Annotated in this window: 23 protein-coding genes; 14 read left to right on the top strand and 9 right to left on the bottom strand. The window is 60.6% G+C overall.

Going from position 1 to position 23780, the window contains the following annotated elements:
• The first annotated feature begins 77 nt into the window (after positions 1–77).
• The 3 genes from CXF97_RS11455 (at position 78) to CXF97_RS11445 (ending at position 5112) form a co-directional block, all read left to right on the top strand.
• Positions 78–1436, top strand: a complete 1359-nt coding sequence (locus CXF97_RS11455; RefSeq protein WP_101158591.1) for a TolC family outer membrane protein — start codon at positions 78–80, stop codon at positions 1434–1436.
• 144 nt (positions 1437–1580) lie between these two features.
• Positions 1581–3740, top strand: a complete 2160-nt coding sequence (locus CXF97_RS11450) for a type I secretion system permease/ATPase (protein WP_101158590.1) — start codon at positions 1581–1583, stop codon at positions 3738–3740.
• 10 nt (positions 3741–3750) lie between these two features.
• Positions 3751–5112 (top strand): HlyD family type I secretion periplasmic adaptor subunit, encoded by a 1362-nt coding sequence (locus tag CXF97_RS11445; RefSeq protein WP_101158589.1) that lies wholly within the window; start codon positions 3751–3753, stop codon positions 5110–5112.
• Positions 5113–5233: 121 nt separating this feature from the next.
• Here CXF97_RS11445 and CXF97_RS11440 read toward each other — a convergent pair whose 3' ends face one another.
• Positions 5234–5830, bottom strand: coding sequence for a tRNA-uridine aminocarboxypropyltransferase (locus CXF97_RS11440; RefSeq protein WP_101158588.1), 597 nt, complete (start codon positions 5828–5830; stop codon positions 5234–5236).
• A gap of 6 nt (positions 5831–5836) precedes the next feature.
• The gene (locus CXF97_RS11435) at positions 5837–6730 is read right to left on the bottom strand and encodes a LysR family transcriptional regulator (RefSeq protein WP_007956593.1); all 894 of its coding nucleotides are present in this window, start codon (positions 6728–6730) and stop codon (positions 5837–5839) included.
• Between the two features lie 302 nt (positions 6731–7032).
• On the opposite strand from CXF97_RS11435, the gene speB reads away from it, so the two are divergent.
• The 4 genes from speB (at position 7033) to CXF97_RS11415 (ending at position 11503) form a co-directional block, all read left to right on the top strand.
• Entirely contained in the window at positions 7033–7983 is a 951-nt protein-coding gene (gene speB, locus CXF97_RS11430; RefSeq protein WP_101158587.1) for an agmatinase, read from the top strand.
• Between the two features lie 10 nt (positions 7984–7993).
• Positions 7994–8416, top strand: a complete 423-nt coding sequence (locus tag CXF97_RS11425; RefSeq protein ID WP_101158586.1) for a nuclear transport factor 2 family protein — start codon at positions 7994–7996, stop codon at positions 8414–8416.
• Between the two features lie 51 nt (positions 8417–8467).
• A complete protein-coding gene (locus tag CXF97_RS11420; RefSeq protein WP_101158585.1) occupies positions 8468–9970 on the top strand; it encodes a cytosine permease in 1503 nt (500 codons plus the stop codon).
• Between the two features lie 153 nt (positions 9971–10123).
• Positions 10124–11503, top strand: coding sequence for a sodium:solute symporter (locus CXF97_RS11415; RefSeq protein WP_101158584.1), 1380 nt, complete (start codon positions 10124–10126; stop codon positions 11501–11503).
• Between the two features lie 160 nt (positions 11504–11663).
• On the opposite strand, the gene CXF97_RS28440 is transcribed toward CXF97_RS11415, so the two are convergent.
• Positions 11664–11792: a PA1414 family protein gene (locus tag CXF97_RS28440; protein WP_003198971.1), complete on the bottom strand. Its 129-nt coding sequence runs from the start codon at positions 11790–11792 to the stop codon at positions 11664–11666.
• 142 nt (positions 11793–11934) lie between these two features.
• A complete protein-coding gene (locus CXF97_RS11410) occupies positions 11935–12828 on the bottom strand; it encodes a LysR family transcriptional regulator (RefSeq protein ID WP_101158583.1) in 894 nt (297 codons plus the stop codon).
• A gap of 104 nt (positions 12829–12932) precedes the next feature.
• Here CXF97_RS11410 and CXF97_RS11405 point away from each other — a divergent pair, with 104 nt between their 5' ends.
• The gene (locus CXF97_RS11405) at positions 12933–14114 is read left to right on the top strand and encodes an MFS transporter (protein ID WP_101158582.1); all 1182 of its coding nucleotides are present in this window, start codon (positions 12933–12935) and stop codon (positions 14112–14114) included.
• Here CXF97_RS11405 and CXF97_RS11400 read toward each other — a convergent pair.
• The 3 genes from CXF97_RS11400 to CXF97_RS11390 form a co-directional block, all read right to left on the bottom strand.
• Positions 14062–14991, bottom strand: a complete 930-nt coding sequence (locus tag CXF97_RS11400) for a DMT family transporter (protein ID WP_101158581.1) — start codon at positions 14989–14991, stop codon at positions 14062–14064. The genes CXF97_RS11405 and CXF97_RS11400 overlap by 53 nt on opposite strands.
• A gap of 282 nt (positions 14992–15273) precedes the next feature.
• Positions 15274–15666 carry a DUF2177 family protein gene (locus tag CXF97_RS11395; protein WP_101158580.1) on the bottom strand — a complete coding sequence of 131 codons (393 nt, stop codon included), beginning with the start codon at positions 15664–15666 and terminating at the stop codon, positions 15274–15276.
• A gap of 97 nt (positions 15667–15763) precedes the next feature.
• Positions 15764–16600 carry a S1 RNA-binding domain-containing protein gene (locus CXF97_RS11390; protein WP_016771157.1) on the bottom strand — a complete coding sequence of 279 codons (837 nt, stop codon included), beginning with the start codon at positions 16598–16600 and terminating at the stop codon, positions 15764–15766.
• A gap of 340 nt (positions 16601–16940) precedes the next feature.
• Between CXF97_RS11390 and CXF97_RS11385 the strand changes: the two genes are divergently transcribed.
• From CXF97_RS11385 to CXF97_RS11375, 3 genes are all read left to right on the top strand, one after another.
• Positions 16941–17129, top strand: coding sequence for a hypothetical protein (locus tag CXF97_RS11385; protein ID WP_016985943.1), 189 nt, complete (start codon positions 16941–16943; stop codon positions 17127–17129).
• 202 nt (positions 17130–17331) lie between these two features.
• Positions 17332–18048, top strand: a complete 717-nt coding sequence (locus tag CXF97_RS11380) for a TorF family putative porin (RefSeq protein ID WP_101158579.1) — start codon at positions 17332–17334, stop codon at positions 18046–18048.
• Positions 18049–18125: 77 nt separating this feature from the next.
• Entirely contained in the window at positions 18126–18995 is an 870-nt protein-coding gene (locus CXF97_RS11375) for a DUF6279 family lipoprotein (RefSeq protein WP_101158578.1), read from the top strand.
• Positions 18996–19129: 134 nt separating this feature from the next.
• On the opposite strand, the gene CXF97_RS11370 is transcribed toward CXF97_RS11375, so the two are convergent.
• Positions 19130–19522 (bottom strand): transcriptional regulator, encoded by a 393-nt coding sequence (locus CXF97_RS11370; protein WP_101158577.1) that lies wholly within the window; start codon positions 19520–19522, stop codon positions 19130–19132.
• A gap of 173 nt (positions 19523–19695) precedes the next feature.
• Between CXF97_RS11370 and CXF97_RS11365 the strand changes: the two genes are divergently transcribed.
• Together CXF97_RS11365 and CXF97_RS11360 are read left to right on the top strand one after the other, a co-directional pair.
• Complete coding sequence (locus tag CXF97_RS11365) at positions 19696–20445, top strand: thioredoxin family protein (protein ID WP_101158576.1); 750 nt, start codon at positions 19696–19698, stop codon at positions 20443–20445.
• Positions 20446–20521: 76 nt separating this feature from the next.
• Positions 20522–20797 (top strand): hypothetical protein, encoded by a 276-nt coding sequence (locus CXF97_RS11360; protein WP_101158575.1) that lies wholly within the window; start codon positions 20522–20524, stop codon positions 20795–20797.
• A 51-nt stretch (positions 20798–20848) separates the two neighbouring features.
• Here CXF97_RS11360 and CXF97_RS11355 read toward each other — a convergent pair whose 3' ends face one another.
• Positions 20849–22189, bottom strand: coding sequence for a DEAD/DEAH box helicase (locus CXF97_RS11355; protein WP_039761006.1), 1341 nt, complete (start codon positions 22187–22189; stop codon positions 20849–20851).
• A gap of 190 nt (positions 22190–22379) precedes the next feature.
• On the opposite strand from CXF97_RS11355, the gene CXF97_RS11350 reads away from it, so the two are divergent.
• Positions 22380–23678: a mechanosensitive ion channel family protein gene (locus CXF97_RS11350; RefSeq protein WP_101158574.1), complete on the top strand. Its 1299-nt coding sequence runs from the start codon at positions 22380–22382 to the stop codon at positions 23676–23678.
• Positions 23679–23780 lie beyond the last annotated feature (102 nt).

Raw genomic sequence — 23780 nt, 5'->3', positions numbered from 1 at the left:
TGAAACGCTTACACCCTAAAATTACGTCAAATAATTGGCGACAGTAACACAACATTGAGATCCAGGGAGATGCACCCATGCGCGTTTTGACCCCCCTCTGCAGCGCGGTTTTGCTGGCCATGGCTTGCACTTCCCAAGCCCAGGCGATGAACCTCACCGAGGCGATCCAAAGCACCATCGCCACTCACCCGGAACTGGCGTCGCGGGTGGACGCGCGCCTGTCAGCGGACGAACAAGTGAAAGTGGCCAAGGGCGGGTTCTATCCCTCGGTCGATTTGAACGCTGCCTACGGTCGCGGCTACAGCGACAACACCAACACTCGCGCTTTCGGTAATCACAACACCGAGATTCTCAACTACACCCAGTCCGAGCTGCGCCTGCGGCAGATGATCTTCGACGGCTTCAACACCGCCAACGAGGTCGAGCGCACCAAGGGCGTGTCCAACTCGCGCGCCTACTACGCGCAAGGCACCGCGCAGGATCTGGCCCTGCGCACCATTGAGGTCTACCTTGAAGTGCTCAAGCGTCGTGAACTGGTGACGCTGGCCGAGAACAACCTGCAGGCGCACTTGCGCGTCAACGATCAGATCGGCCTGCGCACCGAGCGCGGCATCGGCAGCACCGCCGACTCCGACCAATCGGTCGCCCGTCGTGCACTGGCGCAGAACAACCTCGACACCGCCGAAGTTGATCTGGCCGACGCCGAATCGAATTTCTACAGCGTGGTCGGACGCATGCCCGACGAGCTGGAAACCCCGGCCTCGACCCGTGGCGAACTTCCGCCGGACCTGCGTGAAGCGCAGCAGAGCATGGTCGACAACAACCCGTACCTGAAATCGGCCCAGGCTGACGTGCAGTCCGCCGAGAGCCAGTACGAAGTGGCCAAGTCGCCGTTCTACCCACGCTTTGACGCGGAAGCGGCGGTCGGCGCCAACAACAACGTGCAGGGCGACGAAGGTCACGACAACGAATGGCGTGTCGGCGTGGTGATGAACTACAACCTGTTCCGTGGCGGCAGCGACAAGGCTCGTCTGGCGGCGAATGCCCACGACATCAACCAGGCGATGGACATCCGCAACAACGCCTTGCGCCAGCTCAACGAGAATATTCGCCTGGCCTGGAACGCCATGGAAAACGCCAAGAAGCAAACGCCGACCGCCCGCGAATACGCCGAAACCACCAAACGCGTGCGCGCCGCTTATCAGGACCAGTTCGGCCTCGGCCAGCGCACCCTGCTCGACCTGCTCGACAGCGAAAACGAGCTGTACAACGCCAACCGTCGCTACACCGAAATCCGCTACACCGAGGAATACTCGATGTACCGCGTGCTGGCGAACATGGGCCAACTGCTGAGCAAACAACGCGTGGTGTTGCCGGCTGATGCGATTGCCACCACCGAAGTGAAAAACCAGGCGCGCCTGCCTGAGCTGAAGTAACCCACATGGGCGCCGTGGACACTTGATCGTTCCCACGCTCTGCGTGGGAATGCCTCAAGGGACGCGCAGCGTCGCGGGCTGCATTCCCACGCGGGAGCGTGGGAACGATCCGATAACCGAGCCCGTTCAACAGAGGCAATCACTATGACCAGCATGGAACCCGGCGTTACCGGGGTCGATCCGCGCCTGAGCTTCGACGACCCGTTACTCGACGGCCTGCTGATCCTCTGCAAGCTGCACGGCGCCACGGTCAGTCGCGCCAGCCTGAGTGCCGGGCTGCCCCTGAACAAGCAACGCCTGAGCCTCGATCTGCTGCCCCGCGCAGCAGCGCGGGCCGGTTTGCAGGCGCGGTTGTTGCGCCGTGACTTGAAAGACATTTCGCCGCTGAACCTGCCGATCCTGTTGCTGCTCAACGACGGCCGCACCGCCGTGCTGCGCCGTTTTGGCGAGGACGGCAAAGCCCTGCTGCTGCCCAGCGAAGCCGACGGCGGCGAGCAATGGGTCAGCCGCGAAGAGCTCAGCGAACACTACAGCGGCCAGGCCTTGTTCGCCCGCCCGCGCCATGAACTCGAAGACCTGCGCGCGCCGCTGGTGCCACGGGTAAACGCGTGGTTTCGCGACACTCTCAAACTGTCGAAATGGCTGTATAGCGATGCGATCCTCGCCAGTTTCCTGATCAACCTGCTGGGCCTGATGGTGCCACTGTTCGTCATGCAGACCTACGATCGCGTGGTGCCCAATCAGGCGACCTCGACGCTGTGGGTGCTGTCGATCGGCCTGTTGATCGGCACCGGTTTTGAACTGGTGCTGCGCGTGGTGCGTGCGCACCTGCTCGACACCGCCGGCAAGAAAACCGATGTGATCCTCTCGGCAACGTTGTTCGAGCGCATCACCGGCATGTCGATGAAAGCGCGGCCGGCGACCATCGGCGGCTTTGCCCAGAGCATTCACGACTTCCAGGGGCTGCGTGAGTTTCTCACCGCCGTGACCCTGACCAGTCTGATCGACTTGCCCTTCGTGGTGTTGATGCTGGTAGTGATCGGCCTGCTCGGCGGCTGGCTGGTGGTGATTCCTCTGTTGGCGTTTCCGATCACCATCATCTTCGCCATGGCGATTCAGGTGCGCCTGCGTGACACCGTGCAAAAAAGCCTGAGCCTCGGCGCCGAGCGTCAGGCGGTGCTGATCGAAACCCTCGGCGGTCTGGAAACCCTCAAGGCCTGCGGCGCCGAAAGCGAGCGCCAGCACAAATGGGAAAGCACCCACGGCGCCCTCACCCGCCTCGACAGCCACGCGCGCAACCTGTCGGCGCTAGCCACCAACGGCACGCTGTTCATCCAGCAGTTTTCCGGGATGGCGACGATCGTCGCCGGGGTCTACAGCATCATCGCCGGCAACCTCAGCGTCGGCGCGCTGGTCGCCACTTACATGCTTGGCAGCCGCGTACTCGCCCCGCTCGGCCAGATCGCCGGGCTGATCACCCGCTATCAGCAAGCGCAACTGACCATGAAAAGCACCGACGCGCTGATGGCCCTGCCACAGGAACGCGACGGCAAACAACGGCCGCTGGAACGCACGCAGTTGCAAGGTGCACTGGACGTCAGCGGCGTGACGTTTCACTACAACGGCCAGAATGCGCCGGCGCTGTGCGAAGTCAGCTTCAGCCTGAAACCCGGCGAGCGGGTCGGCATCATCGGTCGCAGCGGCTCGGGCAAAAGCACGTTGGCGCGGCTGGTCATGGGCTTTTACGAAGCGGAGGAAGGCCAACTGCTGCTCGACGGCCTGGATCTGCGCCAACTGGACGTGGCTGACCTGCGCCAGCAGATCGGTTATGTCGCCCACGACTTGCCGCTGCTGGCCGGCAGCCTGCGCGACAACCTGACCCTGGGCGCGCGTTACATCAGCGACTCACGCATGCTTGAGGTTGCCGAACTGACCGGCGTCACCGAACTGGCGCGGCAACATCCGCAAGGCTTCGACCGACCGGTGGGCGAGCGCGGGCAATTGCTTTCCGGCGGCCAGCGCCAAGCCGTGTTGCTGGCGCGGGCGTTACTGCTCGATCCGCCGATCATGCTGCTCGACGAGCCCACCAGCGCCATGGACAACAGCAGCGAAGATGCATTGCGGCAGAAACTGCATGGCTGGGTGCAAGGCAAAACCCTGCTGCTGGTCACCCACCGCACCTCGATGCTGAGCCTGGTGGACCGGTTGCTGGTGCTGGACAACGGCCGGGTCGTCGCGGACGGCCCGAAAGAAGCAGTCATCGATGCACTGCGCAAGGGCCGTGTCGGCTCGGCGGCGGTCTAGGAGTTACGCCATGCCTGCTTCCTCCGATAGCAACAAGCGCGGTTACTTCGACAGTTTCGGCAAAAGCGCCGAAGCCGAGTTCATGCCGGAAACCGCCGGCGCAGCGTTGCAGGATTCGCCCCGCAAATCGCGAATTACCGTGTGGCTGGCGGCAGCGCTGCTGATCGCAGCACTGGTATGGGCCAAATTCGCCGTGCTCGAAGAAGTGACCATGGGCGAAGGCAAGGCGATTCCGTCGAGCAAGGTTCAGGTGATCCAGAACCTCGAGGGCGGCATCGTCACCGAGATTTTCGTTCGCGAAGGCCAGATGGTCGGCAAGGGCGACACCCTGCTGCGTCTGGATGACACGCGCTTTCGCTCGAACAAGGGCGAGAGTGAGGCCGACCGGTATGCGCTGACCGCGCAAGTCGAACGGCTGTCAGCGGAGGCCGAGGGGCGGCCCTTCAAGCTCTCCGCTGAAGTCATCGCCAAGGCGCCGCAAGTCGCCGAAGACGAGCGCTCGCTGTACGAGCAACGGCAACGCCGCTTGGCCAGCGAACAGCGCACCCTCAGCGAACAGCTGCGGCAGAAAACCCAGGAGCTGGCGGAATTTCGCTCCAAGCAAGGCCAATTCAGTTCCAGCCTGGCGCTGCTGCAGCAAGAGATGAACATGTCGGAACCGCTGGTGAAAACCGGCGCGGTTTCACCAGTGGAAATCCTCCGGCTCAGACGCAGCGCGGTGGAAATCCGTGGTTCGCTGAACGCCACCACGCTGGCCATTCCCCGCGCCGAATCAGCCATCGCCGAAATCCGCAGCAAGATCGACGAGTCGGAACAGACCTTTCGCTCTGAGGCCGCCAAGGAGCTCAACGAGAAACGCACCGACCTGTCGAAAATCACCGCCTCGAGCATCGCCATCGATGACCGCGTCAGCCGCACCACGGTGACTTCGCCGGTACGCGGGGTGATCAAGCAGATGAAGGTCAACACCATCGGCGGCGTGGTCCAGCCGGGCAGCGACATGGTCGAAATCGTGCCGCTGGAAGACAACCTGCTGATCGAAGCCAGGGTCCGCCCGCAAGACGTGGCATTCCTGCATCCGGGCCAGAAAGCCATGGTCAAGTTCAGCGCCTACGACTACACGATTTATGGCGGGCTGAGCGCCAAACTTGAGCTGATCGGCGCCGATACGATTACCGATGACAAGGGCAACAGCTTCTATCTGATTCAGGTGCGCACCGACAAGAATCACTTGGGGGGCGATGTGAAACCGCTGCTGATCATCCCGGGAATGGTGGCGACAGTGGACATTATTACTGGCGAGAAAAGCGTACTGGATTACCTGCTCAAACCGGTGCTGAAAGCGCGGACCGAGGCGATGCGCGAGCGCTAGGCATCATCCGGACGCTGGGGTGATGGATCTGGCGCTTTCGCGAGCAAGCCCGCTCCCACAAGGGGAATGCATATCCATGTGGGAGCGGGCTTGCTCGCGAAGAGGCCAGCACAGACAACGCCTATCTATCGCCATGATTGCGCTGAAAAGTCTCCTCCCCCATCGCCGCAATCTGCCCGTCGATCAGCGCTTCAAAAGGTTTGAGCAACGGCGCAAACGTCGACGGCGCTTCAAGGGTTTCCAGTGCCTGCACGATCGCCTCGATAGTCGACAACGCCCCTGGCCCCGGTGCCTTGCGCAAGCGATAGCGCGACACCCCGCCTTCAGCCAAAGTCACCCGTGGCAACGCGGCCAACAGCGGGTTGAGATGCAACATCTTGCGTGCCTTGCGCCAGGTGCCGTCGGGCACCACCAGCAACACCGGTTCATCGGATTCATCGTAAGCCTGCAACGGCTGCGCATCCTCAGCCGGGAACAGCAAGCGCGCCCGATAACCCGGCCGGTTCAACAGCGTCGGCAAATCGTCGAACACCTCACCAACAATCAGCTCGGCATTGCTCAGCCCCAACACCGCCAGTCGCGCCGTATTGAGCGCGTGACTGACCTCGCTCGGATGCTGCAGCAGCAATACTCGGGTGCGGCTGTCGAGGTGCGGAATCAGCGCGCACAGGCAATGGGTCTGGGGGCGCAGGCAGCGCGGGCATTGGGCTCGGGACATGATGGGTTACGCCTGATTCAATTGCGCTTTGAGCAAATCGCGAAAGGTCTGGATCAGCGGCTCGCGACTGCGGCCCCTGCGCATGATCATCGAAAACGGCGCCTGATAACCGAAGGTCGCCGGCAGCAAAACACGCAGATCACCCTTGTCGGCCCAGGCCTGCGCGTAGTGTTCCGGCAGATAACCGATGTACGCGCCGGAGAGCACCAGAATCAGCTGAGCTTCCATGCTTTCCACGGTCGCGGCGCTGTGTTTGAAACCGTGCCGGGCCAGTTCCGCCTGGCTCCAGTAGCCGCGCCCGACCATGCGTTGCTGAGTGATGACCTGCTCGGGGATGCGCCGCTCGTTGAACAATGGATGGCGGCTGCTGCAATACAGCCAGTGCTGCTCGCGGTACAGCGGCATATAGACCAGACCGCTCATGCGCGTGGAAAACGCACCGATGGCCAGATCGAGGCGATTGTCCTGCACGCCGAGTTGCAATTCATAAGGGCTCATCACTGACAGGTGCAAATGCACCGCCGGGTGCTCTTGACTGTAAGCGCCGATGGCTTCGGCAAATGGCAGGGCCTTGTCGCTGACCGTGGAATCGATCACCCCCAGATTGAGCGTGCCGCGCAGTTCGCCCTTGAGCGCGGCGGCGTATTGCTCGAAGCCTTCGAGCTCGGCGAGCAGGCGCAGGGTTTCCTGATGGAACAGCTCGCCCTTGCTGGTCAGGCTGAACCCGCCACGCCCGCGATGGCACAGCACCAGACCCAACGCGGCTTCGAGCTGGCTCATGTAAGTGCTGATCGCCGAGGTCGACAGGTTGAGTTCCTGCTGCGCATTGGCAAAACCCTGATGGCGCACGACGCTGACGAAGATGCGCAGGAGTTTCAGGTCGGGTAAAGCGTTGGCCATGCGGCTCTCCAAACATCGGACTTCTCCCCTGTAGGAGCTGCCGAAGGCGGCGATCTTTTGATCTTTGTTTATAGGGTCAAAATCGAAAGATCGCAGCCTTCGGCAGCTCCTACAGGGATATTTCGATACGTAAGAGTCTATCCCCGGCCTCGGCATTAGTTTAGAAAAATCTGAACTAAGTTTTTGCCCGTAGCGATTCTTCCCCGCCACTACATTTCGCATCATCGGCCCCACAGCGGCGTCCGAACCTGTGCTGCACGGCGCGCCGGCATAAATAAAACAAAGACGATGAGGCCCTACCCGTGGACAAGATTCTTCACCAACCACTGGGCGGCAACGAAATGCCGCGCTTCGGCGGCATCGCCACCATGCTCCGACTTCCCCATGTACCTACCGCTGCCGGTCTGGACGCTGCCTTCGTTGGCGTGCCGCTGGACATCGGCACTTCACTGCGCCCCGGCACTCGCTTCGGGCCGCGCGACATCCGCACCGAATCGGTGATGATCCGTCCGTACAACATGGCCACCGGCGCCGCGCCGTTCGACTCGCTGTCGGTGGCCGATATCGGTGACGTGGCGATCAACACCTTCAACCTGCTCGACGCCGTGCGCATTATCGAAGAAGCCTACGACAACATCCTCGAGCACAACGTCATTCCGATGACCCTGGGCGGCGACCACACCATCACCCTGCCGATCCTGCGTGCGATTCATAAGAAGCACGGCAAGGTTGGTCTGGTGCACATCGATGCGCACGCTGACGTCAACGACCACATGTTCGGTGAGAAAATCGCCCACGGCACCACGTTCCGTCGCGCCGTCGAAGAAGGTCTGCTCGATTGCAACCGCGTGGTACAGATCGGTTTGCGTGCGCAGGGTTACACCGCTGACGACTTCAACTGGAGTCGCGACCAGGGCTTTCGCGTGGTCCAGGCCGAAGAGTGCTGGCACAAGTCGCTGGCGCCGCTGATGGCCGAAGTGCGCGAAAAAGTCGGTGGCGGTCCGGTGTATCTGAGTTTCGACATCGACGGCATCGACCCGGCCTGGGCGCCCGGCACCGGCACCCCGGAAATCGGCGGGCTGACCACCATTCAGGCGATTGAAATCGTCCGTGGCTGTCAGGGCCTCGACCTGATCGGCTGCGATCTGGTAGAAGTCTCGCCCGCTTACGACACCACCGGCAATACCTCGCTGCTGGCCGCCAACCTGCTGTACGAAATGCTCTGCGTACTGCCTGGCGTGGTTCACCGCTGAGGGGCCGGTCATGCACGCACGTGATCAGGTTTTGCACGCGGCCGCCGAGTTGGTTGCCGCGTTTGCGCGTAACGATCGCGAAGCTTACTTCGGTGCATTCAGCGCCGATGCGAGCTTCGTTTTCTACACCCTCGAACAGCCACTGCTGTCGCGCGATGCCTATCAGGCGTTGTGGGATCGCTGGCGCGCCGAGGATGGTTTCGAGGTGCTGTCGTGCACCTCGAGCAACGCCTTTGTCAGCCTGCAGGGTGACGTGGCGATTTTCATCCATGACGTGGCCACCGAGCTGCGCATGCAAGGGGAGCAACACTTCAGCCAGGAGCGCGAGACGATTGTTTTCCGCAAACAAGCGTCGAGCCTAGAACAACAAGGCCTATGGCTGGCCTGTCACGAACATTTGTCCGCAATGCCGGAAGGGCTGCCACCCCCTTAGCCAATGGTGACGCTCACGCACGATGAGCGCGCCTGATGATCGGAGCAGATCATGAATAACAACAACAACGAAAAAAGCCTTAGCAGCATCGAAACAAACGGGGTCGAACAGATCCCGGATCATGAGCGCGACGCCCGACCCAGCGACCTGTTTCGCTTGATCTTCGGCGGCGCCAATACGTTTGCCACCGCTGTGCTGGGCAGTTTTCCGGTGCTGTTCGGTCTGTCGTTTCAGGCCGGTGTCTGGACGATTGTTCTGGGTGTAGTGGTGGGTGCGCTGATTCTCGCGCCGATGGGCCTGTTCGGCCCGCTCAACGGCACCAACAACGCCGTGTCTTCCGGTGCGCACTTCGGCGTGCACGGGCGGATCGTCGGTTCGTTCCTGTCGTTGCTGACGGCGATTGCGTTCTTCTCGCTGTCAGTCTGGAGCTCGGGTGATGCGCTGGTCGGCGGCGCCAAACGCCTGGTTGATTTGCCGGAAACCGACCTGACCCTGGGCCTGGCCTACGGTCTGTTCGCGCTGCTGGTGTTGACCGTGTGCATCTACGGTTTCCGCATCATGCTGTGGGTCAACCGCATCGCCGTTTGGGCCGCGAGCCTGTTGTTCCTGCTGGGTATCTTCGCCTTCGCCCCTGCCTTCGACAGCCAGTACGCCGGCAGCGTGGCGCTGGGTCAGGCCGGGTTCTGGGCAGCGTTCATCGGCGCAGCGCTGGTGGCGATGAGCAACCCGATTTCCTTCGGCGCGTTCCTCGGCGACTGGTCCCGCTACATCCCGCGTGAGACACCCAAAGGCCGGATCATGCTGGCGGTGATCGCCGCGCAACTGGCAACGTTGATCCCGTTTCTGTTCGGCCTCGCTACCGCGACCATCGTCGCGATCAAGGCACCGGACTACATCGCCGCAAACAACTATGTCGGCGGCTTGCTGGCCGTATCGCCGAGCTGGTTCTTCCTGCCGGTGTGCCTGATTGCGGTGATCGGCGGCATGTCCACCGGCACCACGTCGCTGTATGGCACCGGGCTGGACATGTCCAGCGTGTTCCCGCGCGTGTTGTCGCGGGTCAAGGCGACGTTGCTGATCGGCGTGCTGTCGATTGCCTTCATCTTCATCGGCCGTTTTGCTGCGAACCTGGTGCAGAGCGTGTCGACCTTCGCCGTGCTGATCATCACCTGCACCACGCCGTGGATGGTGATCATGATCATCGGCCTGCTGGTGCGGCGCGGCTTCTATTGCCCGGATGATCTGCAAGTGTTCACCCGCGGCGAACAGGGCGGACGCTACTGGTTCAACCACGGCTGGAACTGGCGCGGTCTCGGCGCATGGATTCCGAGTGCGCTGGTGGGCCTGTGCTTCGTCAACCTGCCGGGGCACTTCGTCGGCCCGCTGGGCGAACTGGCCGGCGGCATCGACGTCAGTTTGCCGGTGACCCTGGGCCTGGCGTCGGTGGTGTATCTGACGCTGTTGCGCCTGTTTCCCGAACCTGCAGAAGTGTTCGGGCCGAAGGATGTGCGCAGCGAAGCCGCCATAAAACCCGAACTGCGTCAGGCCGCCTGATGCAGTTCGAACCCGTAAGAGCGGGCTTGCCCGCGAAGACGGCAGCACATCCACCATTGATGTGACTGACCCACCGCTTTCGCGAGCAAGCCCTCTCCCACCGGGATCTGAACTCAGCCTCACCATAAAAAAGACAATTGGAGACACGCCATCATGGCTTTGGATTTATTCGTCGTACTCATCTATGCCGCTGCGATGCTGATACTCGGCTACTACGGCATGCGCAAGGCCAAGACCCATGAAGACTATCTGGTTGCCGGGCGTAATCTTGGGCCTTCGCTGTACATGGGCACCATGGCGGCGACCGTCCTCGGTGGCGCGTCCACCGTCGGCACCGTGCGGCTGGGTTACGTGCATGGCATCTCCGGGTTCTGGCTGTGCGCGGCACTGGGTTGCGGGATCGTCGCGCTGAACCTGTTCCTCGCCAAACCGCTACTGAAGCTGAAGGTATTCACCGTCACCCAGGTGCTGGAAAAGCGCTACAACCCGATGGCCCGCACCGCCAGCGCAACCATCATGCTTGCTTACGCGTTGATGATCGGCGTGACCTCGATCCTGGCGATCGGCACCGTGCTGCAAGTGTTGTTCGGCCTGCCGTTCTGGATTTCGGTGTTGCTGGGCGGCGGTATCGTGGTGATCTATTCGACGATTGGCGGCATGTGGTCGCTGACCCTGACCGACATCGTCCAGTTCGGCATCCAGACCGTCGGCCTGATGTTCCTGCTGTTGCCGATTTGCCTGTACCGCGTCGGTGGCTGGGATCAACTGGTCGCGCAATTGCCGGCGGCCAGCTTCAACTTCACCAGCATCGGCTGGGACACGATCATCACCTACTTCATGATCTACTTCTTCGGCATCCTCATCGGCCAGGACATCTGGCAGCGCGTGTTCACTGCCAAAAGCGAGAAGGTCGCCAGGTACGCCGGCACCTCGGCCGGGATCTACTGCATCATCTACGGTCTGGTTTGCGCGCTGATCGGCATGGCCGCGCATGTGCTGATTCCGGATCTGGACAACGTCAACAACGCCTTCGCCGCCATCGTCAAAGTCTCGCTGCCTGACGGCATCCGTGGCCTGGTGATCGCTGCTGCATTGGCGGCGATGATGTCCACCGCCAGCGCCGGACTGCTCGCCGCCTCCACCACGCTGACCGAAGACCTGCTGCCGAAACTGCGTGGCGGCAAACAGTCGAACGTCGCCGTCAGCCGTCTGTTCACCCTGCTTACCGGGGTGGCGGTGCTGGGCATCGCTCTGGTGGTCAATGACGTGATCAGTGCACTGACGCTGGCTTACAACCTGTTGGTCGGCGGCATGCTGGTTCCGCTGATGGGCGCGATCTTCTGGAAACGCGCGACCACCGCTGGTGCTATCAGTGCGATGACGCTGGGCTTCATCACTGCGCTGGTGTTCATGGTCAAGGACGGCATGGACGCGAATACGCCGATCTATTACAGCCTCGGTGTCAGCCTGGTGAGCTTCGTGCTGGTCAGTCTGTTCTCGCCGCGCCCGGCGGCTGTGGCGCCTGCGATCTGAACTTGGTGTAACGACTTGATGCTTTCTTCAGCGGGTGTGGCGTCGGTAGCCACACCCGTTTTTTTGCCTGATAAAAAACAAAAGATCGCAGCCTTCGGCAGCCCCTACACTTTGTAGAAACTGCCGACGGCTGCGATCTTGAAATCTCTGATCGCTGGTATTAACGGCGACGTGGCTGGCGGCGGCGCTGCTCGTCATCGGTGCGGATCGGCACAGGTTGCATTGGCGGTTCGATCAAGCCGAGCGCAACACCCAAATCGTGCAGCCAGTTCTGAATTTTCTCTTTCATCGTCATGCCCCCTTCAGGGTGGTGCTGAGCGACCGGAATTCTGAGGCCGCTTCGCACTGATAATAGTCCGAAGTCCTACGCAATGCTCGGCCAAATCCGCAATGATCTGTTACTGAATTGAACAGGATCTGTGGCCATTGGTTCATGCTGTTTCACGCACTTCATTCAAAGCCACGGGATAGACCGCTTGCTGCACGTCGATCCAGGCATTCAGGTTGGCCCCGGCCATGCCCTTGCGCCACATGAGCCACGTTGTCGCACCCGCGAAAGGCTCGGCGAGCGGGTGCACCGCAACGCTCTCACGACCTGGCAGGCTGGCGAGCATCGACTCGGCCATCAACGCCACACCGCTGCCGGCGATCACGCAGGCGAGCATGCCCTGATACGACTCGATCTCCATCGGCCGGCCCATCGCCGCGTGATAATGAGAAAACCACGCTTCCAAGCGCATGCGATATGAACAGCCCTGACGAAAGGTGAACACCGAACGCCCTTCCACGTCCCGCGCGCTGCGTACCGGCGGATGATCGATTTCCGTGATCAACACCAAGCGCTCCTCGCACAACGGCACGCCATCGAGCCCGGCCAGTTCCAGCGGGCCGTCGACCAATGCGGCGTCGAGGCGGCCGGTGAGCAACCCTTCGAGCAATTCCCCGGTCGGCGCCGATTGGACTTGCAAATTCACCATCGGGTATTGCTTGTGATACCGCGCCAGCAACGCCGGCAGATGGATCGCCGCCGTGCTGTACATGGTGCCCAGCACGAAATCGCCGGCCGGTTGCCCGCCCATCACCGCCGCGCTGGCTTGATCGCGCAGCGCAAAGAGTTTGCCGGTGTAGTCGAGCAACACCTTGCCCGCCGGCGACAACTGCAAGCGCTGCCGTTCGCGGACGAATAGCTCTACGCCTAACTGCTCTTCGAGCTGTTTCAGGCGGGTCGACAGATTCGAGGGCACGCGATGCAGGCGCTCGGCGGCGCGGGTAATCGAGCCTTCCTCGGCGACTGCCTGAAAAATCCGCAGTTGGCTGAACTCCATCTGCTTTCTCCTCAACAGAACAAGTTGCTCACTATTATTCAATTTTAAAGAAAGTCAATCGATCCTAGCCTGACGGTCATTGTTCCTTTGCAGGAAGCCCGACCATGTCGCCGCTGACACGTTTATCCGCCTGTTTTGTTGCCCTGATGATGGCGATGGGCATCGGCCGTTTCGCCTTGACGCCACAGATGCCGCACCTGCTCAGTGAAGGGCAGATCGACCTCACCGCCGCCGGTCTGATTGCGGCGGCCAACTACCTCGGCTATCTGCTTGGTGCGCTGGATGCGATGCTCGCGCAGCGTCCGCAACAAGTGCAGCGACGTCTGCATGGTGGGTTGTGGCTGTGCGTGCTGCTGACTTTGGCGTCGTTCTGGGCGAACGGTTTCTGGTCGCACCTGCTGCTGCGCTTTGGTACCGGTGTGGCGAGCGCCTGGGTGCTGGTGATGATCACTTCGCTCAGCCAGCCGCTGGCGGCGGCAGCGGGTCGTCCGCGCTGGGGGGCTCTGGTTTTTGCCGGACCGGGCATGGGGATTTTTCTGACAGGGTTGCTGGCGCTGGTCTCACATCGTTTGCAGCAGACATCGGCAACCCTGTGGCTGATTTATGCGGCCGCCGCGTTGCTGATGATGCTAAGCGTCTGGCGGTTGTTGCCGCAGCCCACGGCGGTCACGAAGACGGCGATCGCTCCCGCAACATCAGCCAGCCGAGGCATCGGCCGGCTGGCGCTGGTGTATGCGCTGTACGGCGTCGGTTACATCATTCCGGCGACCTTCCTGGCGCAGATGGCTAATGCGCAATTTCATGGCCAATGGCAGGCCGATCTGTTCTGGCCCTGCTTTGGCCTCGGCGCGGCGATCGGAGTGTGGTTGGTGAGCTTGCGCCGACATGATCCCGAGACCACGCGGCACTGGCTGATGGCGACGTTGTGGCTGCAAGCGGCCGGTGTGTTCGCCTGTCTGCTGGGCAGCGGCCTCGGCCTGGCGCTGGGTGTGATGCTTTGCGGCACGCCATTTCTGGCCTGCATGCAACTGGTCATGCAGCGCTCGCGGGAACTGGCGCCCCACGCCATTCAGCGTAATGCCGGCATGCTCACCGCGTGCTTCGCCGTCGGCCAGCTCTGCGGTCCGTTGCTGGCGGCGCTGAGCAGCCATTTCAGCGGCGGTCTGCAGCCGGCGCTGCTGATCGCCGGCGCAGGCCTGCTGGCGGCCGGCGCGCTGGCGATCCAGGCCAAGGCTACTGACCCAGCGCCTTGCGCAAACGCCGACGCAACCACTGCTCGGCGCTGACGAAAGTGATGCCGAGCAGCACCAGCACAGCGCCGATGATGAAATTCACACTCAGTTCTTCGCCGAGCAGCAGCACGCCGAAGGTCACGCCGAACAACGGCGTCATGAACGAGAACACCGCAAGGTTCGCCGCCAGATAACGGCGCAGCAGCCAGAACCACACCAGGTAACTGAAGAACGACACCACCAGGCCCTGAAACAGCACGCTGGCCACCGCCACCGTGGTCAGACTGACATGGGTGATCTGGCCACTGAACAACGCGATCAACAGCAGGCCGATGAAACCGACCATCAATTGATAAAACAGGGTCAGCGTTACCGGTGCTTCGGACAATCGCGAGGCACGCACCACGACAGTCGTCGCGCCCCAACAGGCGCCCGCCAGCACGCCGAAGGCATCGCCCAGCAGCATGCGCCGATCAAGGTTGTCCCACGACACCCCACCGGCGAAGGCAATCGCGATGCCGATGAAGGCCAGCAGAATCCCCAGCCATTGCAACGGTCGCAGGCGCTCACTGGCCAGCAGAAAATGCACGCCCAGCGCTGTGAAAATCGGCGCGGTATAGAGAAATACCGACATGTGCGCGGCGGTGGTCAGTTGCAGACCTTCGGCGATGAACAGGAACTCCAGACCAAACAGCGCACCGGCCAGCAAGCCGCCGCGCCAAGTGCTGCCGACCTGATCCCAGCCGCCCTTCCAGCAGATCAGCAAACCGACCAGCAACGCCGAGATTCCTGAACGCCCCGCCGCTTGCATCACCGGCGCGATGTCCGTCGCCGCCCATTTGATCAGGACTTGCTGCACACCCCAGATCAGGCACAGGCCGATCATCACTTGCAGGGCAAACCCGTCGGCATTGCGCCGCTCGGCACTCACCGCAACACCTCGTATACACACAACATGGCAGGCCATCCATTGGTCAGGAAACAGTGCCGGGGATTATCAATCAGATGCGGGGAAAAAGCCGTCTGGAAAAGACCTTTATTTGGTCAGCGGCGTCAGCGCTCAATGGCCGCCGGCTGCGCCGTCATTCGCGAGCAAGCCCGCTCCCACAGGGGATTTGTGGTGGAAGTGGAATTTGTGAACGACGGGAATTCATTGTGGGAGCGGGCTTGGTCGCGAAGAGGCCAGCATTGCCGACACAACTGCCGGACCCGCTCACGCAAACCGCTTCGCCACCAAATAACCCACCGTGCAAGCAACTGCAGTCGCCACCGTTCCCCACGCCCAATCCATCAAACTCACCTGCACCGACCACTCGCGCAGGGTCGCCCAATTGGTCAGGTCATAGGTGCCATAGGCCACCAGCCCCAACAGCGCACCCAGCTTCGCCGCCCGCTGCCAGCTCAGCGCCGGCAACACCACAAACGCCACGCAGCCGATAACGTACAGGCAATAAAAAACCGCTGCGGGCAACAGCAGCGGTTTTTCCAGCATCAGCGAACCGAGCAGTTCGCGATAGGTCGGCGCCATCAATAGCCCGAGCCAGATACCGTCGAGCAGAAGAAACGTCAGTAGCGTCGAGACGTATGCGATCAGCGCCTTTTTCATTGGCTCACCCCCCCTTAGATGTGGGAGCCGCCGATTTGCAAGATCAAGATCAAAAGATCGCAGCCTTCGGCAGCTCCTACCATGGGCCTGCGGGGAGTCAGGTTAGTTCAATGCGATCGGCGTGAATGACGATCTTGCCTTCCTTGTACAGCGAGCCGATGGCTTTCTTGAAATTGCCCTTGCTGACGCCGAACAGGCTGCTGATCAACGCCGGATCACTCTTGTCACTGACTGCCAGGGTGCCATCGTTTTCACGCAACTTGCCAAGGATCTTTGAACTCAGGCTGCTGGCCGCTTCCTGGCCAACCGGTTGCAGGCTCAGGCTGATCTTGCCATCGGCGCGCACTTCCTTGATGAAACCTTTCTCGCGCATCCCCGAACGCATGAACTTGAAGATCTCGTTCTTGTGAATCAGACCCCAATGCTTGTTGTTGATGATCGCCTTGAAGCCCATGTCGGTGGCCTCGGCCACCAGCAGATCGACTTCCTGGCCCGGGCTGTAAGTAGCCGGGGTCTTGTCCAGGTAACGATCGAGGCGTGCGGTGGCGGTGATGCGGCGCGTGTGTTTGTCGAGGTAGACATGCACCACGCAATATTCGCCAGCGGTCATCTGGCGCTTTTCTTCCGAGTACGGCAGCAACAGATCCTTTGGCAAGCCCCAGTCGAGGAATACGCCGATGCTGTTGACTTCAACCACTTTCAGACTGGCAAATTCGCCGACCTGAACTTTCGGTTTTTCCGTGGTGGCGAGAAGTTTGTCTTCGCTGTCCAGGTAGATGAATACGTTGAGCCAGTCTTCATCTTCGCTGGGAATATCTTTGGGGATATAACGGTTGGGCAAAAGAATTTCGCCATCGGCACCGCCATCCAGATATAAACCGAAGTTAGTGTGTTTAACCACTTGCAAACTGTTGTAACGCCCGACTAAAGCCATTTCCGAAACCCTCAATACGTGGGCGGCATTCTACCCGTTTTTCCCGCAAACGGCGGGCGACACATCTTCGCACCGGGCCGATCAGCGTCAATGTGTTGATTTTCCTCGGTCAGTGCTCGGTGAGGCGCCGCTCGTCAGTTCGGCCAAGCGGCTTGCGAGTGCGCCAAGCTGTCTCGTCGGGAGCGAATGTTCTTATTTAAAACAGCAGCTTAGCGGCATATTCAAAATATCGGATCGGCAATAATGCAGCGCTGCGGTTGATTATTCCGGGGGATATTTACCAAGCTATTGTCAAGTTATTCCTGTACGATGCCTGGCCGAGTTACTTTTCTACAGGTTAATGGCCGCCATGCGTGTAAAAGCATCCACCAGCAAAGCAAAGCCAGCTCCAGCCGTTGAGACCAGCGAATCGATCAACGATCAGATCGCAGCGTTCCTCAAGTCCGGCGGCGAAATCCAGCAAATTGCCAAAGGCGTCAGTGGCCAGACGTTCGGCCCGTCCAAGCAGATCAGCCTGGGCAAAAAGTAATACCGGTTTCACCCCGTCCAGAGGCGCTTTGAGCTTCGAAGCGCCTGGACTGGCATTACGCCCCCCTCCTTCGTTCCAAACAAAATCCCTGAAAATCGACGAACGGCCATCAATGCCGCGCATTCGCCGGTATCCTTGCACGCGTCTAGATCAAGCGTTTCAGCAGGCCTTCGCCCTGCGCTCGCGGTTCATGGAGTGACGCATGCGCCCATTTCCCTGTTTATTGTTCGTCAGCCTGCTGTCAGGCACGGCCGCGCACGCGCAGGTTTTCCAGGGTGAGCTGGGCGACTTCGATCTCAAGCTCGGCACCACGCCCAGCCGCAGCATGGCCCAAGGCCTGGTCAAACCGGCGGCGGTAGGTTCGTTCCACGGCGGCCTCGATCTGAGCCACGACAGCGGCGTGTATTTCGGCCAGTACGCGCCGAGCATGGGCATCACGCCGGGCAAGAACCTCGAGATCGATTCCTACGTCGGCTTCAAGCAGCCTTTCGATCAGGTGCTCGGCTATGAAGTCGGGATGATCCATTACAGCTATCCCCGCCTCGACACGCTCGACAGCCAGGAGCTGTTTGGTGGCCTGACCCTGCTCGGCAGTCGCTTTGGCATCGCCCTGAGCAACGACCCGGATAAACAGAACAACACCTTGTTTGCCGACCTTAGTGGCAATCAGCCGTTCGGCATTGGCGTGAGCATGAAATACACCACGCACCAATTGAATACACCGGCGGCGGTGGACGGTGGTTACATCAGCAGTTTCACTGACTGGTCGGTGAAACTGTCGCGCCCCTTCATGGGCGTCGATCTTGATCTGATCTACAGCGACTCCAGCCTCAGCGGCAGTGATTGCTCGGCCTATTCCGGGCACAACAGCGAGTGCGACGGCCTCGTTACCCTCAAGGCCGTGCGCACGTTCTATTGATCGGCTGAACTGCCGCGCGCATCCTGCATCACATAAGAATCAGATTTCCGACGCCAGGCTCTCGCAAGGATTTGCCCATGTCTCGCTGGTTCAAACAGATTGCCACCCTGCTGATCTTCACCCTCGCCCTCGGCGCCTGCAGCCGCGTAGGCCTGGCCTACCGCAATCTCGATGTGATTATCCCGTGGTCGCTAAGCGACTACGTGGACATGAACGGCGAGCAGAAAGACTGGTTCAACGACCGGCTCAAGGAGCACCTGAGCTGGCACTGCACCACGCAGTTACCCGGTTACCTGGACTGGCTCGACCGTTTACAGGCCATGGTCGAAAGCAATCAGGTCACCGACGCCGCCCTCCAGGAGCGCACCGCCGAAGCCAAACAGGCCATCGCCGACACCGCCCGGGAAATTACCCCATCGGCCATCGAGTTGCTCCAGGGGCTGGACGATAAACAGGTCGCGGAAATGAATGACGCCTTCGCCAAGGACTTGCGCAAACGCCAGCAGGAATACGTGAAACCGCCGCTGGCCCAGCAGATCAAGGAACGTGGCGAACGCATGGAAAAACGCCTGAACGACTGGCTGGGTCCGCTCAGCGACTCACAGAAGCAACGCGTCGTGGCCTGGACCAACGCCTTGGGCGACCAAAACACCCAATGGATCGCCAACCGTGCGCACTGGCAACAACAGTTCAGTGCGGCCGTTGCGCAACGTAAAAGTACCGAATTCCCACAACGCATCGAGACACTTCTGGTCAACCGCGAGCAGTTATGGACAGCGGATTACCGCAAGGCCTACGCCAATACTGAGGCTCAAGCGCGCGCGCTGTTTGTCGACCTGATGGCCGAGAGCACGCCGCAACAGCGTGAGCGCTTGCTGAAGAAGATCGAAGGGGTACGCAAAGACTTCAATGACCTGAAGTGTCTCAAAGCCGCACAAAAATCCTGAGATCACTCGGCTCGCATGTGGGAACGGGCTTGCTCGCGAATGCGGTGTGTCAGGCAGTCCAGATATCACTGACAGACTGTATTCGCGAGCAAGCCCGCTCCCACAGCTTTCCTTTCAGCTGGCCTTCAACAAAATCAGGCGATTTGGGCTTTTGACGCCACTTCATCAAACGTCAGCTCATCCAGCGCATCCTCCTGCTCATCCAGCACCTGGCGCGGATGGTCATTGCCCGGAATGCTGCTGTCGATCAGGCTCAACAGGCTGGAACCGCGCGGCGTGAGAATGAAATTGTTGCCGGTGCTGCCCTCATGATCCGGACGCGGCTCGATGAATCCGCGTTCAAGCAGGAGCTTCTCGTAATCACAGGCGAGGGTTTTCAAGTGATCGAGATTGTCGATCGGCTCGCCAGCGCTGGCTTTCTCGGCTGCATGGTCTTCGGCATAAGCGCGCGGGGCAAAGCTGTGACCAGCGCTGTTCTGCACTTCGTGCAGCAAACGTTCAATCAAATCCCAGTTATAAGTCGTCATCCTGATCCAACCTCCGGTGCGGGTGATGTGTGCCGCGTTCAAGGTTGTGACCGAAGCGCTGCGCAGCCGTTCAGCCGCATATTCATGCGCCGACCGACCGGCGGTGTGTCGATTCCCCTGGCTGTTGAACGACTAGTCTGAAACAGCCGGTTCAACCCGCAGGAGACATGGTCATGAACGTTACGCACCATCCGGTGGTATCACGCCAAGAATGGCTCGCCGCCCGTCAGCAGCATCTGGCCCACGAAAAAGCCTTCACCCGGGAACGCGATCGCCTCAGCGCCGAGCGCCGTGCTCTGCCTTGGGTGAAAGTAGACAAGGACTATCACTTCCAGGGCCCGAACGGTGAGCTGAAGCTTATTGATCTATTCGGCACGAACAGCCAGTTGATCATCTACCACTTCATGTTCGCCAAGGGCTGGGAGGAAGGCTGCCCGGGCTGCTCTTTCCTCAGCGACCACATCGACGGCGCCGACCAGCACCTGGCCCACCACGACGTTGCCGTAGTCGCCGTTTCCCACGCGCCGTTCTGCGAGTTTCAGCCGTTCAAAAAACGCATGGGCTGGAAGTTCGACTGGGTGTCGTCAGAAGGTTGCGATTTCAATTACGACTTCGGCGTCTGCGCCCGGGCTGCAGACGTCGCTGAGGGCAAGGCTACGTACAACTACGAAAAGACCGACAGCGCCGAGGAAGAAATGCCGGGGCTGAGCGTTTTTTATCGCAACGATCAAGGCGAGATTTTCCACACCTATTCAACTTACGCGCGCGGCCTGGACATGCTGGTTGGCGCTTACCACTACCTTGATCTGACACCCAAGGGCCGCAACGAGGACGAGATCATGGAATGGGTGCGGCATCACGATCGGTATGACGGTGCGCCGAAGCAGGGCTGCTGCCATGCCGATCGAGCGCAACAACGTTGATGTCATGGTTTCTGAACTTTTGCCAGGCTTCAGCCCTCAACCGCTTGTCTGCCTTAACCGGAACTGAGGCCTGCCCATGAAAACCCTGATCAAGCTGTCTCTCGCCGCCACCCTTGCCTGCGCCCTGCCCGTCTGGGCCTGCACGCCGGAAGAGGCGACGATCAAACGCGAACAACTGGCCAAGGAAGTCTCGAAGCTCACCGAGCAGAATCCTGCAAAAGCCAAAGAGATCAACGCCGAGTTGCAGAAGATGGATCTGGACACGGCGAGCGCCGATCTGCCGGACAAGTGCCAGTTGATCGATCAGCGCTTGAAGGAACTGGGTTCGGCAGAGAAGAAGGCCGACAGTTGAGGCGAAAAAAAACCGGACGATGTCCGGTTTTTTTATCCGCGCAGCTAGAGCTTACTCAGCCGCAGGCTCGGCCGGTTTGCGGCGCTTGAGCGGGGCCATACCGTCGCTGCTCACCAGAGAATCCGGCTTCGGACGGTTGACGCTCTTGCGCTTGGTCGGTGTCTTGGCGGCAGTTTTCTTCTTGTCGCCTTTGGCGTCGGTCTTTTTCTTCTTCACGCCGACGGCTTTGCCCGAGGCCTTGACCTTTTTCGGCCCGCCGTAGGTGCCTTTGACTTCCTTGATGGTGCGGCGCTCGAAGCTCTGCTTCAGGTAGCGCTCGATGCTCGACATCAGGTTCCAGTCGCCATGGCAGATCAGCGAGATCGCCAGACCGTCGTTGCCGGCGCGGCCGGTACGACCGATGCGATGTACGTACTCGTCGCCGCTGCGTGGCATGTCGAAGTTGATTACCAGATCCAGACCATCAACGTCCAGACCACGGGCCGCGACGTCGGTCGCGACGAGGATCTTCACCCCGCCCTGCTTCAAACGATCGATCGCCAGTTTGCGATCCTTCTGGTCTTTCTCGCCGTGCAGCACGAATGCCTTGTATTCCTGCGCCACCAGGCGGCCGTAAATGCGGTCGGCCATGGCGCGGGTGTTGGTGAAGACGATGGCCTTCTGGTAGGTCTCGTTGGCCAGCAGCCAGTTCACAATCTGCTCTTTATGCTGATTGTGGTCGGCGGTAATGATTTGCTGACGGGTGGTCGAGTTGAGCTGGCTGACCGCGTTGAGCTGCAAATGCTCCGGGTTGTTCAGGACCTTGGCGATCATCTCGCGCAGACCCGAACCGCCGGTGGTGGCGGAGAACAGCATGGTCTGCTGACGATTCGGGCATTCATCGACCAGACGCTGCACGTCTTCGGCGAAACCCATGTCGAGCATGCGGTCGGCTTCGTCGAGCACCAGCACTTCGACTTCCTTGAGGTCAAGGTTACCGGCGTTGAGTTGCTCGATCATCCGGCCCGGGGTGCCGATGAGGATGTCCGGCACTTTGCGCAGCATTGCCGCCTGGACCTTGAAGTCTTCGCCGCCGGTGATCAGGCCGGACTTGATGAAGGTGAACTGCGCGAAGCGTTCAACTTCCTTCAAGGTCTGCTGGGCCAGTTCGCGGGTCGGCAGCAGGATCAGCGTCTTGATGCTGACGCGAATCTTCGCCGGGCCGATCAGGCGATTGAGGATTGGCAGAACGAAAGCGGCGGTTTTGCCGCTACCGGTTTGCGCCGTCACCCGCAGATCACGCCCCTGGAGCGCCAGCGGGATGGCCGCGGCTTGCACTGGCGTTGGCTCGACAAATTTCAGCTCGGCCACGGCTTTGAGCAGGCGTTCGTGCAGGGCGAATTGGGAAAACACGGGTGCTACCTCGAAGATATGCAAAAAAACAGCTGCATAGGTTACCGGTTTCGAGCGCTCAGGCCGAGTTTCTTTGTGCAAACGGCGACAATCAGTGATTTTTTGTTGCCCGATTTGTCACTCGCTGCAATACACAGCGTCTTAAATGCTCTAATCGGCCCTCGCGTCTTACAGAAGAAACGTTTCGCTCATGGATATCAAACAGCTCTGGCTCAAAGCTCAGGACCTCTGGGGCACACTCGAAGAACACCCGCTGCTGCAATCGGGGCTGGCATTGCTGGTGTTGCTGGTAATCGCGCTGGTGCTCGGACGAGTGGCGCGCTACCTGATCCTGCACGCCAGCCGCATGCTCGGCCGCCAACCCGCGCTGCACTGGATCAACGACTTGCGCCACAACAAGGTGTTCCAACGGCTGGCGCAGATGACGCCGTCGCTGGTCATCCAGTTCGGCCTGCACCTGGTGCCGGAGCTGAGCAAAACCGCGATGAATTTTCTCGGCAACGTCGCCCTGGCCTTCACCATCCTGTTCATGCTCCTGGCGGTCACCGCCCTGCTCAATGCCTTGCTCGACATCTACGCGCGTACCGAACATGCCCGCACGCGCTCGATCAAAGGCTACGTGCAGTTGGCGAAAATGGTCTTGTACGTGTTTGGCGCGATCATCATCGTCGCCACGCTGATCGACCGCTCGCCGCTGTTGCTGCTCTCGGGTCTGGGTGCGATGTCGGCGGTGATTCTGTTGGTGTACAAGGACACGCTGCTGTCGTTCGTCGCCAGCGTGCAGCTGACCAGCAACGACATGCTGCGCGTCGGCGACTGGATCGAGATGCCGCAAGTCGGCGCCGATGGCGACGTGGTCGACATCACCCTGCACACGGTCAAAGTGCAGAACTTCGATAAAACCATCGTCTCGATTCCGACCTGGCGGCTGATGTCCGAGTCGTTCAAGAACTGGCGCGGCATGCAGCAATCCGGCGGTCGGCGGATCAAGCGCAGCCTGTTCATCGATGCCAGCGGCGTGCGTTTCATCCGCGACGACGAGGAGGAGAAACTCTCACAAGTGCACCTGCTGACCGACTACATGGGCCGCAAGAAAGCCGAACTCAAAGCCTGGAACGAGGCGCAGGGCAATGTCGCAGCCATGTCGGCCAACCGTCGGCGCATGACCAACATCGGCACCTTTCGCGCCTATGCGCTGGCGTATCTGAAGAGCCATCCGGAGATTCAGCCGAACATGACCTGCATGGTCCGCCAGATGCAGACCACCGCGCAGGGCATTCCGCTGGAAATCTACTGCTTCACCCGCACCACGGTGTGGGCCGATTACGAGCGGATTCAGGGGGATATTTTCGACTATCTGCTGGCGGTGCTGCCGGAGTTTGGCTTGAGCCTCTATCAGCAGCCGAGTGGCGGGGATTTGCGCGCCGGGCTGCTGCCAGCGGTATTGGGCTCGGCGAGTCTTGCTGAGCCGGAAAAACATGTCATGTAACCCTCCACAAAACCAAAAATGCGGGAGCGGGCTTGCTCGCGAAAGCGGTGGGTCAATCAGCAAGGATGTTGCCTGACCTGACGCCTTCGCGAGCAAGCCCGC

It is taken from the genome of Pseudomonas sp. Choline-02u-1, from assembly GCF_002836515.1.
Classification (GTDB): Bacteria; Pseudomonadota; Gammaproteobacteria; order Pseudomonadales; family Pseudomonadaceae; genus Aquipseudomonas.
The sequence above is the reverse complement of the archived record's forward strand: the minus strand, read 5'-3'. Positions and strand labels throughout refer to the sequence as shown.